General features: G+C 40.2%; 20 protein-coding genes. All 20 read right to left on the reverse strand.

Annotation, left to right across the window (positions count from 1 at the left end; genetic code table 11):
• Positions 1-21: 21 nt before the first annotated feature.
• The 20 genes from CVP05_RS11745 to secE all read right to left on the reverse strand — a co-directional run bounded on the left by CVP05_RS11745 (position 22) and on the right by secE (position 15,593).
• Positions 22-1,266 (reverse strand): ABC transporter permease, encoded by a 1,245-nt coding sequence (locus CVP05_RS11745; RefSeq protein WP_100289752.1) that lies wholly within the window; start codon positions 1,264-1,266, stop codon positions 22-24.
• Complete coding sequence (locus CVP05_RS11750) at positions 1,260-1,982, reverse strand: ABC transporter ATP-binding protein (RefSeq protein ID WP_100289753.1); 723 nt, start codon at positions 1,980-1,982, stop codon at positions 1,260-1,262. Before CVP05_RS11750 ends, CVP05_RS11745 begins: the two co-directional genes overlap by 7 nt.
• Positions 1,983-2,020: 38 nt before the next feature.
• Positions 2,021-2,527 (reverse strand): transposase, encoded by a 507-nt coding sequence (locus CVP05_RS11755; RefSeq protein WP_100289754.1) that lies wholly within the window; start codon positions 2,525-2,527, stop codon positions 2,021-2,023.
• 45 nt (positions 2,528-2,572) lie between these two features.
• Positions 2,573-3,562 (reverse strand): BtrH-related acyltransferase DarH, encoded by a 990-nt coding sequence (gene darH / locus CVP05_RS11760; protein WP_100289755.1) that lies wholly within the window; start codon positions 3,560-3,562, stop codon positions 2,573-2,575.
• Positions 3,555-4,556 carry a hypothetical protein gene (locus CVP05_RS11765; protein ID WP_100289756.1) on the reverse strand — a complete coding sequence of 334 codons (1,002 nt, stop codon included), beginning with the start codon at positions 4,554-4,556 and terminating at the stop codon, positions 3,555-3,557. The genes darH and CVP05_RS11765 overlap by 8 nt, the downstream gene beginning before the upstream one ends.
• 221 nt (positions 4,557-4,777) lie before the next feature.
• Complete coding sequence (locus CVP05_RS11770; RefSeq protein ID WP_100289757.1) at positions 4,778-5,779, reverse strand: virulence RhuM family protein; 1,002 nt, start codon at positions 5,777-5,779, stop codon at positions 4,778-4,780.
• A gap of 1 nt (position 5,780) precedes the next feature.
• Complete coding sequence (locus CVP05_RS11775) at positions 5,781-6,155, reverse strand: DarG family dialkylresorcinol biosynthesis protein (RefSeq protein ID WP_100289758.1); 375 nt, start codon at positions 6,153-6,155, stop codon at positions 5,781-5,783.
• Between the two features lie 86 nt (positions 6,156-6,241).
• Positions 6,242-7,381 (reverse strand): beta-ketoacyl-ACP synthase III, encoded by a 1,140-nt coding sequence (locus CVP05_RS11780; protein WP_100289759.1) that lies wholly within the window; start codon positions 7,379-7,381, stop codon positions 6,242-6,244.
• Between the two features lie 12 nt (positions 7,382-7,393).
• Positions 7,394-7,861: a GNAT family N-acetyltransferase gene (locus CVP05_RS11785; protein WP_100289760.1), complete on the reverse strand. Its 468-nt coding sequence runs from the start codon at positions 7,859-7,861 to the stop codon at positions 7,394-7,396.
• A 1-nt stretch (position 7,862) separates the two neighbouring features.
• Positions 7,863-8,126, reverse strand: coding sequence for a type II toxin-antitoxin system TacA family antitoxin (locus tag CVP05_RS11790; RefSeq protein ID WP_100289761.1), 264 nt, complete (start codon positions 8,124-8,126; stop codon positions 7,863-7,865).
• A 63-nt stretch (positions 8,127-8,189) separates the two neighbouring features.
• On the reverse strand, positions 8,190-9,107 hold the full coding sequence (locus CVP05_RS11795; RefSeq protein ID WP_100289762.1) for a hypothetical protein: 918 nt from the start codon (positions 9,105-9,107) through the stop codon (positions 8,190-8,192).
• A gap of 2 nt (positions 9,108-9,109) precedes the next feature.
• Positions 9,110-10,354, reverse strand: a complete 1,245-nt coding sequence (locus CVP05_RS11800; protein WP_100289763.1) for a beta-ketoacyl-ACP synthase — start codon at positions 10,352-10,354, stop codon at positions 9,110-9,112.
• A 94-nt stretch (positions 10,355-10,448) separates the two neighbouring features.
• Positions 10,449-11,177, reverse strand: a complete 729-nt coding sequence (gene fabG / locus CVP05_RS11805; RefSeq protein WP_100289764.1) for a 3-oxoacyl-ACP reductase FabG — start codon at positions 11,175-11,177, stop codon at positions 10,449-10,451.
• Position 11,178: 1 nt separating this feature from the next.
• Positions 11,179-11,640, reverse strand: a complete 462-nt coding sequence (locus CVP05_RS11810) for a hotdog family protein (RefSeq protein WP_100289765.1) — start codon at positions 11,638-11,640, stop codon at positions 11,179-11,181.
• The gene (locus CVP05_RS11815) at positions 11,640-12,860 is read right to left on the reverse strand and encodes a beta-ketoacyl-ACP synthase (RefSeq protein WP_100289766.1); all 1,221 of its coding nucleotides are present in this window, start codon (positions 12,858-12,860) and stop codon (positions 11,640-11,642) included. The genes CVP05_RS11810 and CVP05_RS11815 overlap by 1 nt, the downstream gene beginning before the upstream one ends.
• A gap of 16 nt (positions 12,861-12,876) precedes the next feature.
• The gene (locus tag CVP05_RS11820; protein ID WP_100289767.1) at positions 12,877-13,290 is read right to left on the reverse strand and encodes a hypothetical protein; all 414 of its coding nucleotides are present in this window, start codon (positions 13,288-13,290) and stop codon (positions 12,877-12,879) included.
• Between the two features lie 70 nt (positions 13,291-13,360).
• The gene (gene rplA / locus CVP05_RS11825) at positions 13,361-14,044 is read right to left on the reverse strand and encodes a 50S ribosomal protein L1 (protein WP_100289768.1); all 684 of its coding nucleotides are present in this window, start codon (positions 14,042-14,044) and stop codon (positions 13,361-13,363) included.
• A gap of 4 nt (positions 14,045-14,048) precedes the next feature.
• Positions 14,049-14,477, reverse strand: a complete 429-nt coding sequence (rplK, locus tag CVP05_RS11830; RefSeq protein WP_100289769.1) for a 50S ribosomal protein L11 — start codon at positions 14,475-14,477, stop codon at positions 14,049-14,051.
• Positions 14,478-14,624: 147 nt separating this feature from the next.
• On the reverse strand, positions 14,625-15,179 hold the full coding sequence (nusG, locus tag CVP05_RS11835; RefSeq protein WP_100289770.1) for a transcription termination/antitermination protein NusG: 555 nt from the start codon (positions 15,177-15,179) through the stop codon (positions 14,625-14,627).
• Between the two features lie 3 nt (positions 15,180-15,182).
• Entirely contained in the window at positions 15,183-15,593 is a 411-nt protein-coding gene (gene secE / locus CVP05_RS11840) for a preprotein translocase subunit SecE (RefSeq protein WP_100289771.1), read from the reverse strand.
• Positions 15,594-15,784 lie beyond the last annotated feature (191 nt).

A 15,784-nucleotide genomic window follows, 5' to 3' on the forward strand; every position in this document is an offset into this window, starting at 1 on the left:
CGTTCGCAAACGCACCCTACGTTAAAACCGCACCTGTTTTTTTAATTGCTGCTGATATAACATCGCTGCTAACACAATCATCAATATACCAAAAGCAGATAATTTTATTAAATAATTTACAATTTGTGATAAATCATACTGATTTAACAATAGATTTTGGAAACCGCTCAACGCCCACCCCATCGGTGAAAACTCAGCGACAGTTTGCATTATTTCCGGCATTACGTAGGTCGGCACCATAATACCGCCGATTGCCGCCATAATGATAATACCACCGCCGCCTAATACAACTGCGTGTTCCGTTGTCCGAGCCACAACACTCACTAACAAACCGTAACCGAGTGCAGCAAGGCTAACTGTAGAGGATAAAACCGCATAAGAAAACCCATCTCCTACCAATTCAAAAGCGGGCATATTTAGCCTCGGTAATACAAAATAACCTAATGCAACCATTCCAGCAAATTGGAACTGATTGATAATAAAATAAGGAATAAGCTTAGCAATAATTAAGCTCAATGCTGATGCCCTAGCCATTCGCAAACGAGTAATCGTGTTAGTGTGCCGTTCCATCGCCATCACGTTGGAAAGCGGAATCATAATAAAAAACATCCCGAAAATCAGCCACGCCGGTACACTATGCTGTACCGAATTCGGCTTTGCCACCTCACTACCTTGCCGATTTAGGTAAACTTCCTGCCATAAATTTTTAGCAAGGTAATCGTTTATTTGGGCAAACTTCCGGTCAAGCTCTTTATTGACTTTATTTTCTATCTCTTTGATCTGCTTGCGTTTATTATTTTCAAGCGTAATATGATTATTATTCAGGTAGTGCTTAATTCGTTGCTCAGTATAATGCTTCTGTAAAACACCTTTCACCCCCAACAACCAGCCTCGATCGACACTCGGATTGAGCCAGAGTTGCAAGGGTTGGTCTTCGGAAAGTGCGGTCGTTTTTTCATTAAAATTTGCAATAACCAACTCAAATTTGCCCGCTTGTAACTCGTTTTGATAGCGATTTAATTCACTTAAATTAGCGTGATGAACCTGTAAGTTTTCCTTTTGTAAGGCTTGGAAAAAATCAACATTAAATGGATTTTCCATATCACTTAACAGCACAATATCTGATTTATGGGTAAGTTCATTATCATTGCTCAATGCCGCCGACATAATCAACATAAATAAAATCGGCATCATAAACAGTACCGCCACACCATGCAGATCACGACTTAATAAGCGAAGTTCTTTGAAGATAGAAGCAATTAACACGAATTTCCTACCTGTTTATCCAAAAAATCCAAATAAAACTTCTCAAGCGGTTGATTACCGATGATGTCTTGCAAATCACCTTGATAAATTAATCGCCCTTCATTTAATAGCACTAACTGCGAACACAGTTGCTCAATTTCCTGTAAATAATGAGAGGTATAAATAACCGTTACACCTTGCTTGGTCAGCTCCGCTACGCTATTTAAAATAAATTGGCGAGACTGTGGATCGATCCCGACTGTAATCTCATCTAAAAAAATCACTTTGGGACGATTGATCAAGCCAATCGCAAAATTCAAACGGCGTTTTAATCCACCAGACAAATGCTTGGCGAGCTTGGTTTTATGCGCCGTCAGACCCGTTTTTTCCAGCAATTCAACGAGCCAATTTTTATCGGTAACGTCATAAAGTGCGGCGAAAAATTTCAGATTTTCCCACACTGTTAAAAGCGGATAAAACGCAAAATCTTGTGGCACCAAAGAAATTTGATGGCGTTGCTTTTTCGTCAATTTCTCAAACGGCACACCCTCAAATAAAATCTCGCCTTGCTGCACGGATTGCAATCCAGTCAAAAGCGACATCAAGGTCGTTTTCCCTGCTCCATTTGGCCCGAGTAAGCCAACAGCAGCACCTTGTTTAATCTGCAAATTCACCCCATACAACGCAGACGTTTGTGCGTTGGGGTAGTGGTAGTTTAGGTTTGTTATTTTAATCATCAATCTTCCGTAGGGGCGGGTCCTGTGCCCGCCCGAAATTATCCAGCTATATATAATTTATCTAACACCCAATTTAACGGGTTATTATCAATATATTCCGCAATCATTAAATAATCTTTTTCATCTCGAATAATATGCTCATAATAACTTCGTTGCCATAATTTCTTATTAAATGGTTGCCAATTATTTTGTTTTACGTTTTTTATATATTCAACATTCGTTCGAGATTTAAAACGTTGCATGACATCAAATAATGAATAACGCACTGAATTTTCTTTATTTTCAAAATGAAGAATGAAATGGATATGATTAGGCATAATGACATAATCTAAACATTTTACCGTAGGAAAATACTGCTCCAATTCCAAATAGCACTCCTCAATCATTTTACCCGCAGCACTTAATTCCATTTTCTCATTTAAAATGTGACCAAATAAACATAAGCGATCTTGCACACAAATAGTAATGAAATATAACCCATTTTCGGCATAATCATAATGTTGTAAACGGATTATTTTGCGTTGTGGTAAAAGTTGCTTTTTCATATATTTTTATCATCATTCGGGCGGGCACAGGACCCGCCCCTACGGTTATTTCAACATCATCCAGAGTAATCGTTCCCTCTCCGCAATCCCCCTTAAAAATTCCGCCACCTCTTTATATCCTTCCACCGTAGGTTTTCGGCACTGTTTGACACAAAGTGTGGCAAATTCTCGCCATTGATCACCGATTATCGTCATTTGTTCGCTTGCCTGTTTGAATTTCGGTTCTTGACAGATTTCTGCCGCTTGTTCAAGGAAATAGGCGTATAGATAACGGAAACCTGCCCCACCTGTGCCGATCTCTTCCTGCATTCGCACGATATGCCCGAGATACAAGCGGTTATATTTTTCGCCTTTTTTGCAAGCGGTCAGATTTTCGATGGATTTTGCCACTGTGCGAATACCTTTCACACCGACAAAAAACAACGGTGCAAGCATCTGTTTTGCCTGTTTGCGAATCGCTTTACGCACCAAATTTGGTAGGTCGATTTGAGTAAAATCGGGCGTTTGCTCAAAATAGTACATCAAGCCTTTTGCCGCCAACGCACCTTTGGCAAAACGTGCTTTTTGCAAATCTTGCGTGGCACAGCGTTGCACCGTCTCAAACACAGGATCGCTGATTAAATAATCATCTTGCTCTTTGCCATACACCAGCAAATTATGTGCATTAAAATGAAAACGCATTTCAGGCGGAAAATAGGGCAGCCAAAACACCGACGTTTGCAAACCAACTAATCTGCCTTCGCTCAGCGCTTGATCCAACGCCGTTTGCCCCGCCTTTTCGTTGGAAAACTTCTGCATTTTCAACCGCACTTTCAGCATTTTCGACACAGTTTTGATAATGTGCTTGGGCGGCATACGATACGAAATCAACGGCATTCCGCTCACTTTAATCAGCGGCAGATACACAAACGTCAAGGCAGACGCCAAGCCGAAAACCATCGCTTCGTTAAAATCCAAACCTTGCGATTTTAATAATGTTGACATCACACCACTTTCGCAATGGGCAGTGTGTTGGTGGGGGAAGTTGTTATTCATTACTTATTAAAGGTTTTATATTACGTTTAATGACCACATTATCATCAATTAAAGAAACAGAGAAATAATGTTCATTCATAGCTCTTACAGAATTGGAAGAAAATAAAGTATAGTCAGTTTCATTAATCTGATTATAATACACATCAATTTTACTAATATTAAATTCTGATTTAAGCATAAAAAGATTGTTCTTTAATGAGCCTTCTTCACTCTTCTTATTATTATCTTGTAAATTAGAATCAAAATATGAAATAAAACATTTTTCTATTATTTTTCCTTCTTTGTCCGCATTAATTTCATTAATTAACCCATTTTCTGCTACAATATTTATCCCTAATGCACTCTCAATTTGCATAGCTCTTACACAAAAAGTATTAAAATAAATCAGAAAATCATTATCTTCATTTGATATTTTATAAAGTATATCCGCCAGTCCCGCATGAGACTTGTTTGTAGGTCGTCGACTTGGTTCATTTGTATATCCTACATATTCAACATTGCTACAAATACCTAAATTAATTTTAGCCAAATCTAAGAACTCATGAATAGGAACAGTTTCTGTATTGCCATTCTCATAAAAAATAAAAATAAACTTCTCATTTAGTTTTATTTTTGGTGATTTAGATGAGTTAGCATCAATAAATTTAACTTTTATACGTTTTTTTATTCTATCTCTTCCTATTAAAAGATGAATATATGTATACTTAGTTAATGGATTTGTCCACGGTTTCTTTTTTAAGTTAAAACGCACCTTTTTGCGAGAACATATGAAATATATGAAGCGTTTATCTAAATGGCTACGCACCTCCTCTTCTATGTTTCTTAATTTATTAACGATTAAGTCCTTAGTATTTATATCATCCCCAAGTTGTTTGTAATTTACTATTAAGTCAAACCAAAATTTATGATATTTATCTAAAGTAATAACCCATTTTTTATCTAACTTTTTATAAAAGTCATTAGATGTTATAAAAGAAAAAAGACCTCGATTCATTTTTTTACTCCGTCAATAACTAATATCCATCCTAAATGCCCTCTCACTCGACTTCGTAAAAAACCTCAGGTCTAAAATGTCGTTTAATTTGCCATTGCTAGAAACCTGTGGCTTGAACGAGAGTTTGGAGATAGCGTTTTTTGTACATTAGATAATAACTTGCAGATTTTTCTGCCGTTTTTTGACCGCTTGTAACACTTACTTAGTTTTATCTCAGCACCCTATTTTTTCAACTTTAACAAAGTTTCAATATAAACTTCGCCTTGTTTTTCTTTTTCTAATCTGCGTTGCTCTGCAAATTTATTGTATTCTAACAAAGCCTTTTCATCAGCTTGTTGCTTGCTAATTTTACCTTGATCTTTTAATACATTCCTATCATTAAAAGCGAGAAAACTATCGAGCTTTTCTTCCCAATCTTTTAGGAAAAATTGTTTTTTACGACTCGCCTGATCTTCGGCGAAATCCAGCCACATTGAGACAATCCGATTGAGTGCAGTAATTTCTTGTTCATTCAAATAGTTTTTTGCAACGGTAACATCTTTTCTGACGATTTCCGAACCATTGAAATTGGTTAAGCCCATATTGGGTAATTCTGCATTGGCTCGCTGAAAAATAAGTTCAGCCGCCGTTTTATCGGTGCAGGCGAAATGTAATTTATTCTGTATCTTTTGGAAAAATTGGGTCGTTTCTTTAAAACTTGGTTGATAATCGGCAGCAAGCGTAAAAATTTCTCGCACACGCAAATACATTCGGCGTTCGCTAGCACGAATATCTCGAATTTTTTCTAATAATAGATCGAAATAATCGTCCGCTTGATTTGCCCCAATCGGTGGATTTTTCAACCGCACTTCATCTAGCACAAAGCCTTTTTCGATATATTCACCTAACGTACGTGTCGCCCATTGGCGAAATTGCGTACCTCGCGTTGAACGCACTCGGTAGCCAATGGCTAAAATCATTGGTAACGGATAATAAGCAATTCTGCGCTTTATCTCACGCCCACCTTCATTCTGAGCTGTCAACTGAAAGTTGACGGTTGAATTTTCATCAAATTCGTTTTCTTCAAAAATCGCTTTAATATGTTTACTGATATTTTGCTTGGTGGTTTGATAAAGCTCAGCAATTTCTAACTGGCTTAGCCACAGCTGAGCTCCTAATTCACGGAGAGTGAATTGAGATAAACCGTCTTCGGTGGTGTAGATGATAATATCGTTGTCTGCCATTTTATATCTCCAATCCACCAAACGCCTCCCGATACTTCGCCAACTTTTTCTCCGATAACTTCGCAAAAACCTCTGGTCTAAAATGCCGTTTGATTTGCCATTGCCAGAAGCCTGTGGCTTGGGCGAGGGTTTGGAGGTCGTAGCGGTTTTTGTACATTAAGTAGTAAATGACCGATTTTTCACCGTTTTTGACCGCTTGTAAAGCTTGTTCGGTGAGTTGGTTGAGCTCATCCACCGCTTGTTCGGTGGCAAATTCTTCCGCTTGCCAACCTGTGGTGGTGCCTGCTTCAAATTTTCCATTGCGGGTGGCGTAGATCACCTTTTTCTGCCCTTGGAAAATTTTGCTGTCGTCTTGGGGAATATCATCAATTTCCATATATTGCTCGTAGAGGCGGATCCTGTGCCCGCCCGAATATCAGCGAAAGTTTACGGGCGGGCACAGGACCCGCCCCTACCAATAATTTATTGCGTTACAACTTCCAACAACATAAAACAGGAGGAAAATCGTCCGCTTTCTGGCACATAGCACAGCACTTTTTGCCCCGATTTGAGTGGGGAAGTGCGAACGAATTCTTCCAAGATAATGTAGATCGACGCCGATCCTGTGTTACCGCAATAAGTCAGGTTGGTGAACCATTTTTCCTGCGGAATTTCGAAATCGATATTGCGTAAGCCATCCAGCAGGCGATCACGGAAGAAACCTGATGAATAGTGCGGTAGGAAATAGTCGACTTTTTCCGCTTGCAAATGATATTTAGCAATCAATCGCTTAAGGGCATTTTCGACAGTGCAACGCACGATATTTTCGTTGAGCAATTTAACATCTTGTTTAATTGCCATAAAACTTTCGCTATCACGCTGTGCTTGAGAAACTGATTTCCAACTGACAAATTCGCCATTTTTAACATCGCCACCTGCATACATACACACAGGCATTTCATTGGCAAACGACACCAATTCGATCCATTCAATTTTAAAACTCACTCCACTGGCATTGGGTTTATTAGATAATGCTACCGCTCCTGCACCGTCAGAAAGCATCCAACGCAAGAAGTCTTTCTCGAAACCAATTTCAGGTCTAGCATTTTCAAGCAATTTACTGTCCGCTTCCGCCTTGAAATTTTCGCTCCGCATAATTGCCGAGGCACACTCGGAAGCCACCGCCACAGCCGTTTGATGTTCGCCCGTACGCACCGCATTGAATGCGTGCTTCATCGCTGCCATTCCTGCTGCACACACACCAGACATCGACATTACTTCCATTGGTGGAGCATTCTCCAACAAGCCGTGCACCATCACGCCTTGCCCTGGTAAAATTTGATCGGGGTATGATGTACCGACTGCCAACGAACTAAATTCATTTGCAGAAATCCCCAATTTTTTGACCGCTTGTGCTGCTAATTCGGTGCTAGTATGCGTTGCTTGGCGTGTTTTCGGATCAATCGCATAATAACGTTGCACAATACCATTGGAACGTAAAATCATCTTCCGCACACGAGAGGGCGTTTCCCCCACCATTCCCAACACGGCTTCCATTTCATCATTGGAAACAGGTTTGTTAGGTAAGAAAGCTGAAATTTTGTTGATATAGACGTTTTGCATAGTGTTAAATAGTTATAATTTAAGCATAAGAAGATGCTCATCAATAGGGGAAACACAAAATCCATACTGTAAATAAAATCGTTTGGCTGAATCATTCAAAGCATGTACCAACAAAGCTTTTACACCAATCTGTGCTGAAACGGCTTTAGCTCGCAATATGGCATCTTTGAGTAATGCAGCCCCCAGTTTTTGCCCTTGCATTGAGCGATCGACTGCCAACCGCCCTAATACAATAACAGGGATTGGATCTGGCATATTACGGCGGAAAGTACCGCTACTATATGTGTGAGTTACAGACCCTGCTGATAATGCATAAAAACCAACGACTTTCAGTTCATCACAGACAACAAAAGTACGGCTAGCTTGGTTTTGCTGATTTTTTAATGCGGTATTTTTCAACCACAAATCTAATACAGGCTCTCCGCATTGAAAATGTTTGGTGAGATGATTTGCTGTGAGTAATGTAGGTGCTGAAAGCATTTTATTTCGCCCAAGGTTCATCTGTTTGTAGCAATTTCTCTAAACCTTTAGCATTGATAATCGGCTGTTCCAAAGCAGTAGTAAACTGTTCAAATGTATTACCATCTAATTGAAACAACGAGCGATCCAAAATAACATTTTGTGCCGCATTGCAAGCCGAATCTAACATAAATTCCGAACGTGTTTTACCCAATAAATCAGCGGCATAATCGATTAAATCTCGTTGATCGGGCAATACACGCAAATTGATCGCTGCTGTTCGCATGTTGATTCTCCTTATATACAAAAGATATACAAATTTTAGTGTATATCTTTTGTGTAGTCAATTTTATTCCTCCCCACTCGGCTCGGCAAAATAACGTTTCTGCTTGTCCAGTTTTTTCTGAATCAGCGGTTTTAATAAGCGTTTAATTACGGCTGAAATAGGAACAACAGTTAAAATCATTGCGACTAAAAAGACGATGTAGAAACAAAGTACGAACTTGCGAAAACTTGGTGAAATTTGACCGCACTTTATCAGCAATTTGCCCCAAATATGAAAACTTCTCGCCCCTACTTTTTCGCTCATCATTAGTTTTTCATCGATTTTGACTGCTTTCATTCCTTGAAAAAGCGTAGAATCAAGCGGGCTATTTTGGGCAAGTGTTTGCAAAAGTTTTTCACCAAAACGAGCCATATCTTGAATTTCGCTTTCAGCAATGCCCGCACTGGGTAGCCACGAAGCGGCTTTTTTCTTGCCTGTTAGCATCCACATTGGGGTGGTAATAAAACTTGCCCAATCATTCGATTGATCCACTTTTACAATATTCCCAATGAGATTCGCACCACAATCTGCTAGCAGTTTTTTCATTTTTTCTTGAGCCTGCAACCACATATTACGGCAACCAATCAGTGTAATGACGGGTGTATCTTTTAAGATAGCTTTTGTTTGCGGTGATTGCATAAAAGCGGTGATCGGTTGGCTTGGGGAAAGAAACCAGACACTATAAGCAATAATAACTAAATCATAATGGGATTCAGTAAATTGTGGGGGAATAATTGGAGCTGGTTTTAAATGAACAGTTTCAGGAAAGCAATTAAAAAACGGCAAAAACCGCCAAGGAAAAGCATAGGCGGTTTGTGGTTGAAGTTGGCAATGTTCAACAGAAATAGTCGCTTGCTCTTGTAAAGGGGCGATAAAATGTTCTGCTAAACGTGTGAGCTGTCCAGTTTGGGAATAACTGACCAACAGAATTTTTTTCGTCATACTTACTCTGTCCAACGTTTAAAAATAAGCGAGGTATTCACGCCCCCAAAGGCAAAGTTATTGTTCATTACATAATCGGTCTGAATTTCACGTCCATCACCGCAAATATAATCCAATTTGCCACAACGCTCATCTACGTTTTCTAAATTCAGTGTTGGAGCAAACCAGCCATCTCTCATCATTTCAATTGAGAACCAAGATTCCAACGCACCGCACGCCCCAAGTGTATGCCCAAGGTAGCTTTTTTGTGAGCTGATAGGAATGTTGCCAAAGACGGCTTCGGTCGCTTGTGTTTCTGCTATATCACCTTTTTCTGTAGCAGTGCCGTGTCCATTCACATAGCCTATTTGAGTAGGTGAAATACCTGCATCTGCGATAGCCATTTCCATACAGCGTTGCATCGTCTCGGCTTGTGGTTGGGTAACGTGACTACCATCACTGTTTGCACCATAGCCCACCACTTCAGCGATAATATTCGCCCCACGAGCTAAGGCGTGTTCTAACTCTTCCAAGACAAAAATACCTGCTCCTTCGCCAATTACTAATCCATCTCGAGCTTGATCATAAGGGCGAGGCGTCAATTTAGGGTTTGCATTATTGCGGCTAGCAGCATAGAGACTATCAAAAACATAGACTTCGGAAGGGCAAAACTCTTCACCACCGCCTGCTAGCATCATTGGAATCATACCATATTTAATCGCTTCATAAGCATAACCAATGCCTTGGCTACCCGATGAGCAAGCACTTGATGTTGGAATAATGCGTCCTTGTAAGCCAAAGAAAATACCAATATTCGCCGCTGTCGTGTGTGGCATTGCTCGTACATAGGTGCTGGCATTGAAACTATTGGATTTCCCCGTCATCAATAACTCTGCCATATCACGCACATCGGCCGTTGAACCCGTACTAGAACCGCTTGCCACGCCCATTTTGCCCTTTAATACAAGCGGTGATATTTCGCCATTTTTTAGCAAGCCTGCTTGAGTGAGTGCTTGCTCTGCGGCATCTACACACAGCTGTGAAACTCGCCCCATACTGCGAAGTTGTTTACGATTCCAATGGCTTGGTGGTGCATAATTTGGCAAAGGAGCACCAAGCTGGGCTTCTAATTCGGGGTAGAGATCTTGCCAGCTCATATTTTGCACAGCATTTTGTTTGCGTTGGAAAGCCGTTTTTACCTCTTCCCACGTCCGCCCAAAAGCAGTTACCGCACCAATGCCAGTGATGACAACACGTTTTGTATTCATCTCATTATCTCGTCTGTAGGGGCGGGTCCTGTGCCCGCCCGAAAATCTCGTAATAAAGTGGACAGGCACAGAACCCGTCCCTACAACTTATCAACTAACACAACCCACCATTTACGCCAATCACTTGACGAGTAATGTAAGAGGCTTTTTCATCCATTAAGAAATCGACTGCGTGGGCAACTTCATCGGGGTTACCCATTCGCTCCATTGGGATCGCTTTTAAGATTTGATCAAGCGGTAGATTTTCGTCCAAAATTTCCGTATCAATTAAACCCGGAGCTACGCAATTAACAGTGATTTTACGTTTTGCCAGCTCCACCGCTAACGCTTTCGCTGCACCAATTAAACCTGCTTTAGATGCACTGTAATTAACTTGTCCACGATTACCAATAATACCCGATACCGATGTAATACAAATGATTCTACCTGCTTTACGGCGGCGGATCATTGGCATCATTACAGGGTGTAACACATTGTAGAAACCATCTAAATTTGTCCGTAATACATTATCCCAATCTTCATCGCTAAGTGCAGGAAAAGCATTATCACGCGTTAATCCTGCATTGAGTACCACACCGTAATATGCCCCATTTGCTTCTACATCAGCTTCCAATTTGGTACGGCATTCTTCACGGTTGCTCACATCAAATTGCAATACTCTTGCATTTTTACCTAAATTTCTAACCGCTTGTGCCACCTGTTCAGCCTCTTCAATACGGCTACGACAATGTACTACAATATCAAACCCCGATTGTGCCAATTTCAACGCAATTGCTTTACCAATGCCGCGGCTTGAGCCTGTGATGAGAACGGTTTTTGTCATATTATCCCTCTTTTTGAATTTTGCCGTCTTTAGGGCTAAATACGTTTAACGCACCTTCCAATAAGACTTGTTCAGTGGCTTTATCGATCAGCTTACAGTCAAATACACCAAATCCCGTGACATCTTGAATCGACATTTTTACGTCAATAATGATTTGACTCCCTACAGCAATCTCTTCTTGATAAAGCTGTAATTTGCGAGTGCCAAGCAAATAGCCTAAACGCACAGGTTCATTTCGCTGGCGAGCTTGAATCCCCGCCCACGCAGCCACGCCTTGTGCCATAATTTCAATGCCTGAGAATGTGGCGAGTTTACCTGCGTTAATCAAGATATGATCGGGGCGAATTTCTGCTTCGGCTTGCAAATAATCTTCACCGAAAGCAAGAATTTTATCAAGTAGCACCATTTCCCCGCTTTGTGGAATAAGAGGGGCAACTTGGGTAATCGGTAGAGAAAAATCCATTAACAAACCTCTCCTAAAATCAGCACCGCATTATTACCACCAAAGGCAAAAGAACTACTTGCTCCTATACGTCTCTCTGCTTGCCAGCTACTCGTTGTATCTGTAATCGCAATCTTTGGTAAATGATCATCTCGTACGCCGTCCCATAATTGAGGCGGTAATATTCCTGTTGGGTTGGTTTCTCGGTTAATCACCGCCCACAGAATTGCAGCCTCTAACGCACCAGCCGCCCCGAGTGTATGCCCTGTGTAAGGTTTTGTAGTGGTACAAGCGGTCTTATCTCCGAAAACTTTTGCCACTGCGAGACTTTCCATTTGATCATTATGTATTGTGCCTGTACCGTGTAAATTGATCCAACCAATTTCAGAGGGTGCCAATTTTGCTGATGCGAGTGCTTGTTCAAAAGCCTCAATAGCACCTCGTCCTTCTGGATGAGGTGAAGACATATGATACGCATCACTGCTTGATCCATATCCAAGTAATTCAACGGTTTGTGCAGTAAGTGGCTCTCTGCTCATAATAAATACCGCTGCGGCTTCCCCAATGTTAATCCCATTTCGATTAGCGGATAGCGGATTTGTGCGTTGAGAAGATAGAACATCTAATGAACTAAAACCACTGATTGTTAAAGGGGATAACGTATCTACACCACCACAAATCACCGCATCACACAAATTCGCTTTTAATAAACGAGCAGCAGAAATTAACGCCCTTGCCCCCGATGTACAAGCAGTGGAAATACCGTAGCTTAAATTTTGCACGCCATATTGATAGGCGACAAAATCTGCTGGTGCGGAGAAATATTGCTGTTGTTGCCAAAAAGGTTCGCCCGACCAATCATTATGCTCTGCTGCATATTTAAATACAGGAATATTTTCATCTACTCCCGTAGTTGATGTACCTATCACAACAGCAACACGAGAAGCACCAAACCGTGCGATGGCCTGCTCAATCTGTGGTTCAATTTGAGCGAGCGTATGCCAAAGAAGCTGATTATTACGGCTACGGTGTTCTGCTGGCAAGTCGCTCGGAAATTCTCTTAATGGAAAATGAATTTCCCCCAACATTTTCATTTCTCCCTCGATATTATTTAGGCTATAGGGAGAATCGGTTAATTGAATCGGAGAAAATTGCCCTTGGTTTAAGACCAACAAATGTGTTGAGACACCATCACCAATAGCACTGCTCATTGCTGGTTGAGATAAAAACAGTTTCATCATATTTTCTTTCTTTAACTTATAATTCCTCAACAAACCATACTGAATTATCTGGCAACGCAATCTCAAAGTGCGGTGCATTTTGACGAATTTTCCAATCTCCATTTAATTCAAATGGTGGCATTTCAGAATTTAATGCTACAGCTAAGGCACTAAAAAGCAACCTTGCTTGTCTATTAGGCATAACAAATCCATCATTTTCCCACCCCTGCTGGGTTAAAATAACCCTTGCAATAGGTGCTCCTAGTGGATCAGATTGTACCCAGCGCCATTGATTAGGTGTAAATTGGACTGTCAGTAAACTGCGTTGCCCACCATTTTCAACCTTAAATACACGCACAGATTGCGCTTGCTCTGGTAACTGGACTACTCTTGGTAAATTAACGCAAGCCGTTAAAAATAAAGTAAAAATAAGTGTAATGAATTTTAACATTATTTTTCTCAAAAATAAAAAAAGACCGTGTAGATTATAAATCTATACGGCCTTCAATTCTAATTAAAAATTATAGACTTGCTTGATCAACAGCAACACCCGCACCCATTGTTGTAGAGATGCTTACTTTCTTAATATAAACACCTTTCGCGGTCGTTGGTTTTGCTTTTACTAACGCTGCTAATAGCGCTTGCAAGTTTTCTTTTAATTGCTCAGGAGAGAAATCTGCCTTACCAATAGTGGTATGGATAATTCCATTTTTATCATTACGATAACGAACCTGACCTGATTTTGCATTTTTCACAGCTTCAGCAACGTTAGGGGTAACTGTTCCCACTTTAGGGTTAGGCATTAAACCACGCGGTCCTAAGATCTGACCTAATTGACCCACAACGCGCATTGCATCTGGAGAAGCAATAACAACATCAAAGTCCATTTCGCCTTTTTTCACTTTCTCAGCAAGATCTTCCATACCCACTAAATCTGCGCCGGCTTCTTTTGCCGCATCTACATTTGATGTGAACACAGCAACACGCACGCTACGACCTGTACCGTGTGGTAATACTGTTGCACCACGTACGTTTTGATCTGATTTACGAGCATCAATACCTAGATTAACCGCAACATCAACACTCTCAACAAATTTAGCTGTTGCAAATTGTTTTAATACTGCGATTGCTTCGTTGATTTCATAAGCTTTAGTAGAATCTACACCTGCTTTAATCGCTTTCATGCGTTTAGTTAGTTTAGCCATGTTATTAACCCTCCACCACCAAACCCATTGAACGAGCAGTACCTTCAATAGATTTCATCTTATTCTCAATAGAAGCACCCGTCATATCTGCTGCTTTTGTTTCAGCAATTTCACGAATTTGTGCACTCGTTACTTTACCCACTTTATCTTTGTTTGGTTTACCTGAACCAGACTTGATACCCGCTGCTTTTTTCAATAATACTGCAGCTGGTGGAGTTTTAGTAACGAAAGTGAATGAACGGTCTGCATATACTGTGATAACCACTGGAATTGGTAAACCTTTTTCTAAGCTCTCAGTGCGAGCGTTGAATGCTTTACAGAATTCCATAATGTTCACACCTTGTTGACCTAATGCTGGACCAACTGGTGGTGATGGGTTAGCCATACCTGCAGCTACTTGTAGCTTAACGTAGGCTTGTACTTTCTTTGCCATTTTATTTTCCTCTTAATGGGTAATAACGCCTTTAGGCTCCCCTGTTTTGTAAAGGGCGACATTTTATGCAAATATCACCTATTTTTCAAGTAAAACTTAAAATATTTTGATCGCACTTTAATTATAAAATTATAGTCACCACTAAAATTAATGTGCTTTTTCAACCTGACTAAATTCAAGCTCAACCGGCGTTGCTCGACCAAAAATAGATACAGATACTTTTAAGCGAGATTTTTCATAATCAACTTCTTCTACTGTACCATTAAAATCTGCAAATGGCCCTTCTGTCACACGGACTTCTTCACCTGGCTGGAAGACAGTCTTCGGTCTTGGCTTATCACTATTTTGCTCTAAACGGTTTAAAATAATATCTGCTTCGCGCTGACTAATTGGTGCTGGTTTATCAGCAGTCCCACCAATAAAGCCCATCACGCGAGGCACACTACGCACAAGCTGCCACGTATAATCATTCATTTCCATTTGAACAAGGACATAGCCTGGAAAGAACTTACGCTCACTTTTACGACGCTTACCCGCTACATTTTCCACGACTTCTTCCGTCGGTACCAACACTTCACCAAATTGTTCTTCCATTTGGTGCAATTTAATATACTCACGTAATGTTGCTGCTACACGACTTTCAAAACCGGAAAAGGCTTGCAATACATACCAACGTTTTTTTGCTGCATTTTCTGTTGTCATTCTTTAAAACCTCAAATCTGTTAAAAATGTAACGACAGACATAATAATTGAATCAAATCCCCAAAGAATTAGAGAAACAATCACCGTAACTCCCATTACAATAAACGTGGTCTGCATAGTTTCAGGACGAGTTGGCCACACAATTTTACGTAATTCAGTTTTTGATTCTTTTAGGAACGTAAGTGCCGTTTTCCCTTGATTAGTGAGTGCAGCAATACCTAATGCAATAGCTAATAAAACAACAATAGCAACAACACGAATCGGGGTCGAGAATTGATCTGCAAAATAGATATTACCTACCGCAGTTGCAATTACAACAGCTAATACAATAAACCACAAAAATAAATTGGCACCTTTAGATTTCTGCACCTCTTCTTCTTGTGGGTTTTTCTTTTTATTAATTTCTAAACTCATAATTAACCCATCAGTCATTCTAAAAATAGGCATTCGCTTACGAACGTGGGATTGTAGCATTTTATTTTAGGATTTCATATTAAATTCTCTGGTTATTTTAAAAAATTTGATATTTAACCCTGAACAAAATCTCAACATATAAAAAAGGGTATCTTCCGATACCCTTCCATTTCATCTTATTAAACAAGATA

Origin of the sequence: Conservatibacter flavescens, from assembly GCF_002795425.1 — a bacterium.
In the GTDB taxonomy this organism is placed as follows: Bacteria; Pseudomonadota; Gammaproteobacteria; order Enterobacterales; family Pasteurellaceae; genus Conservatibacter; species Conservatibacter flavescens.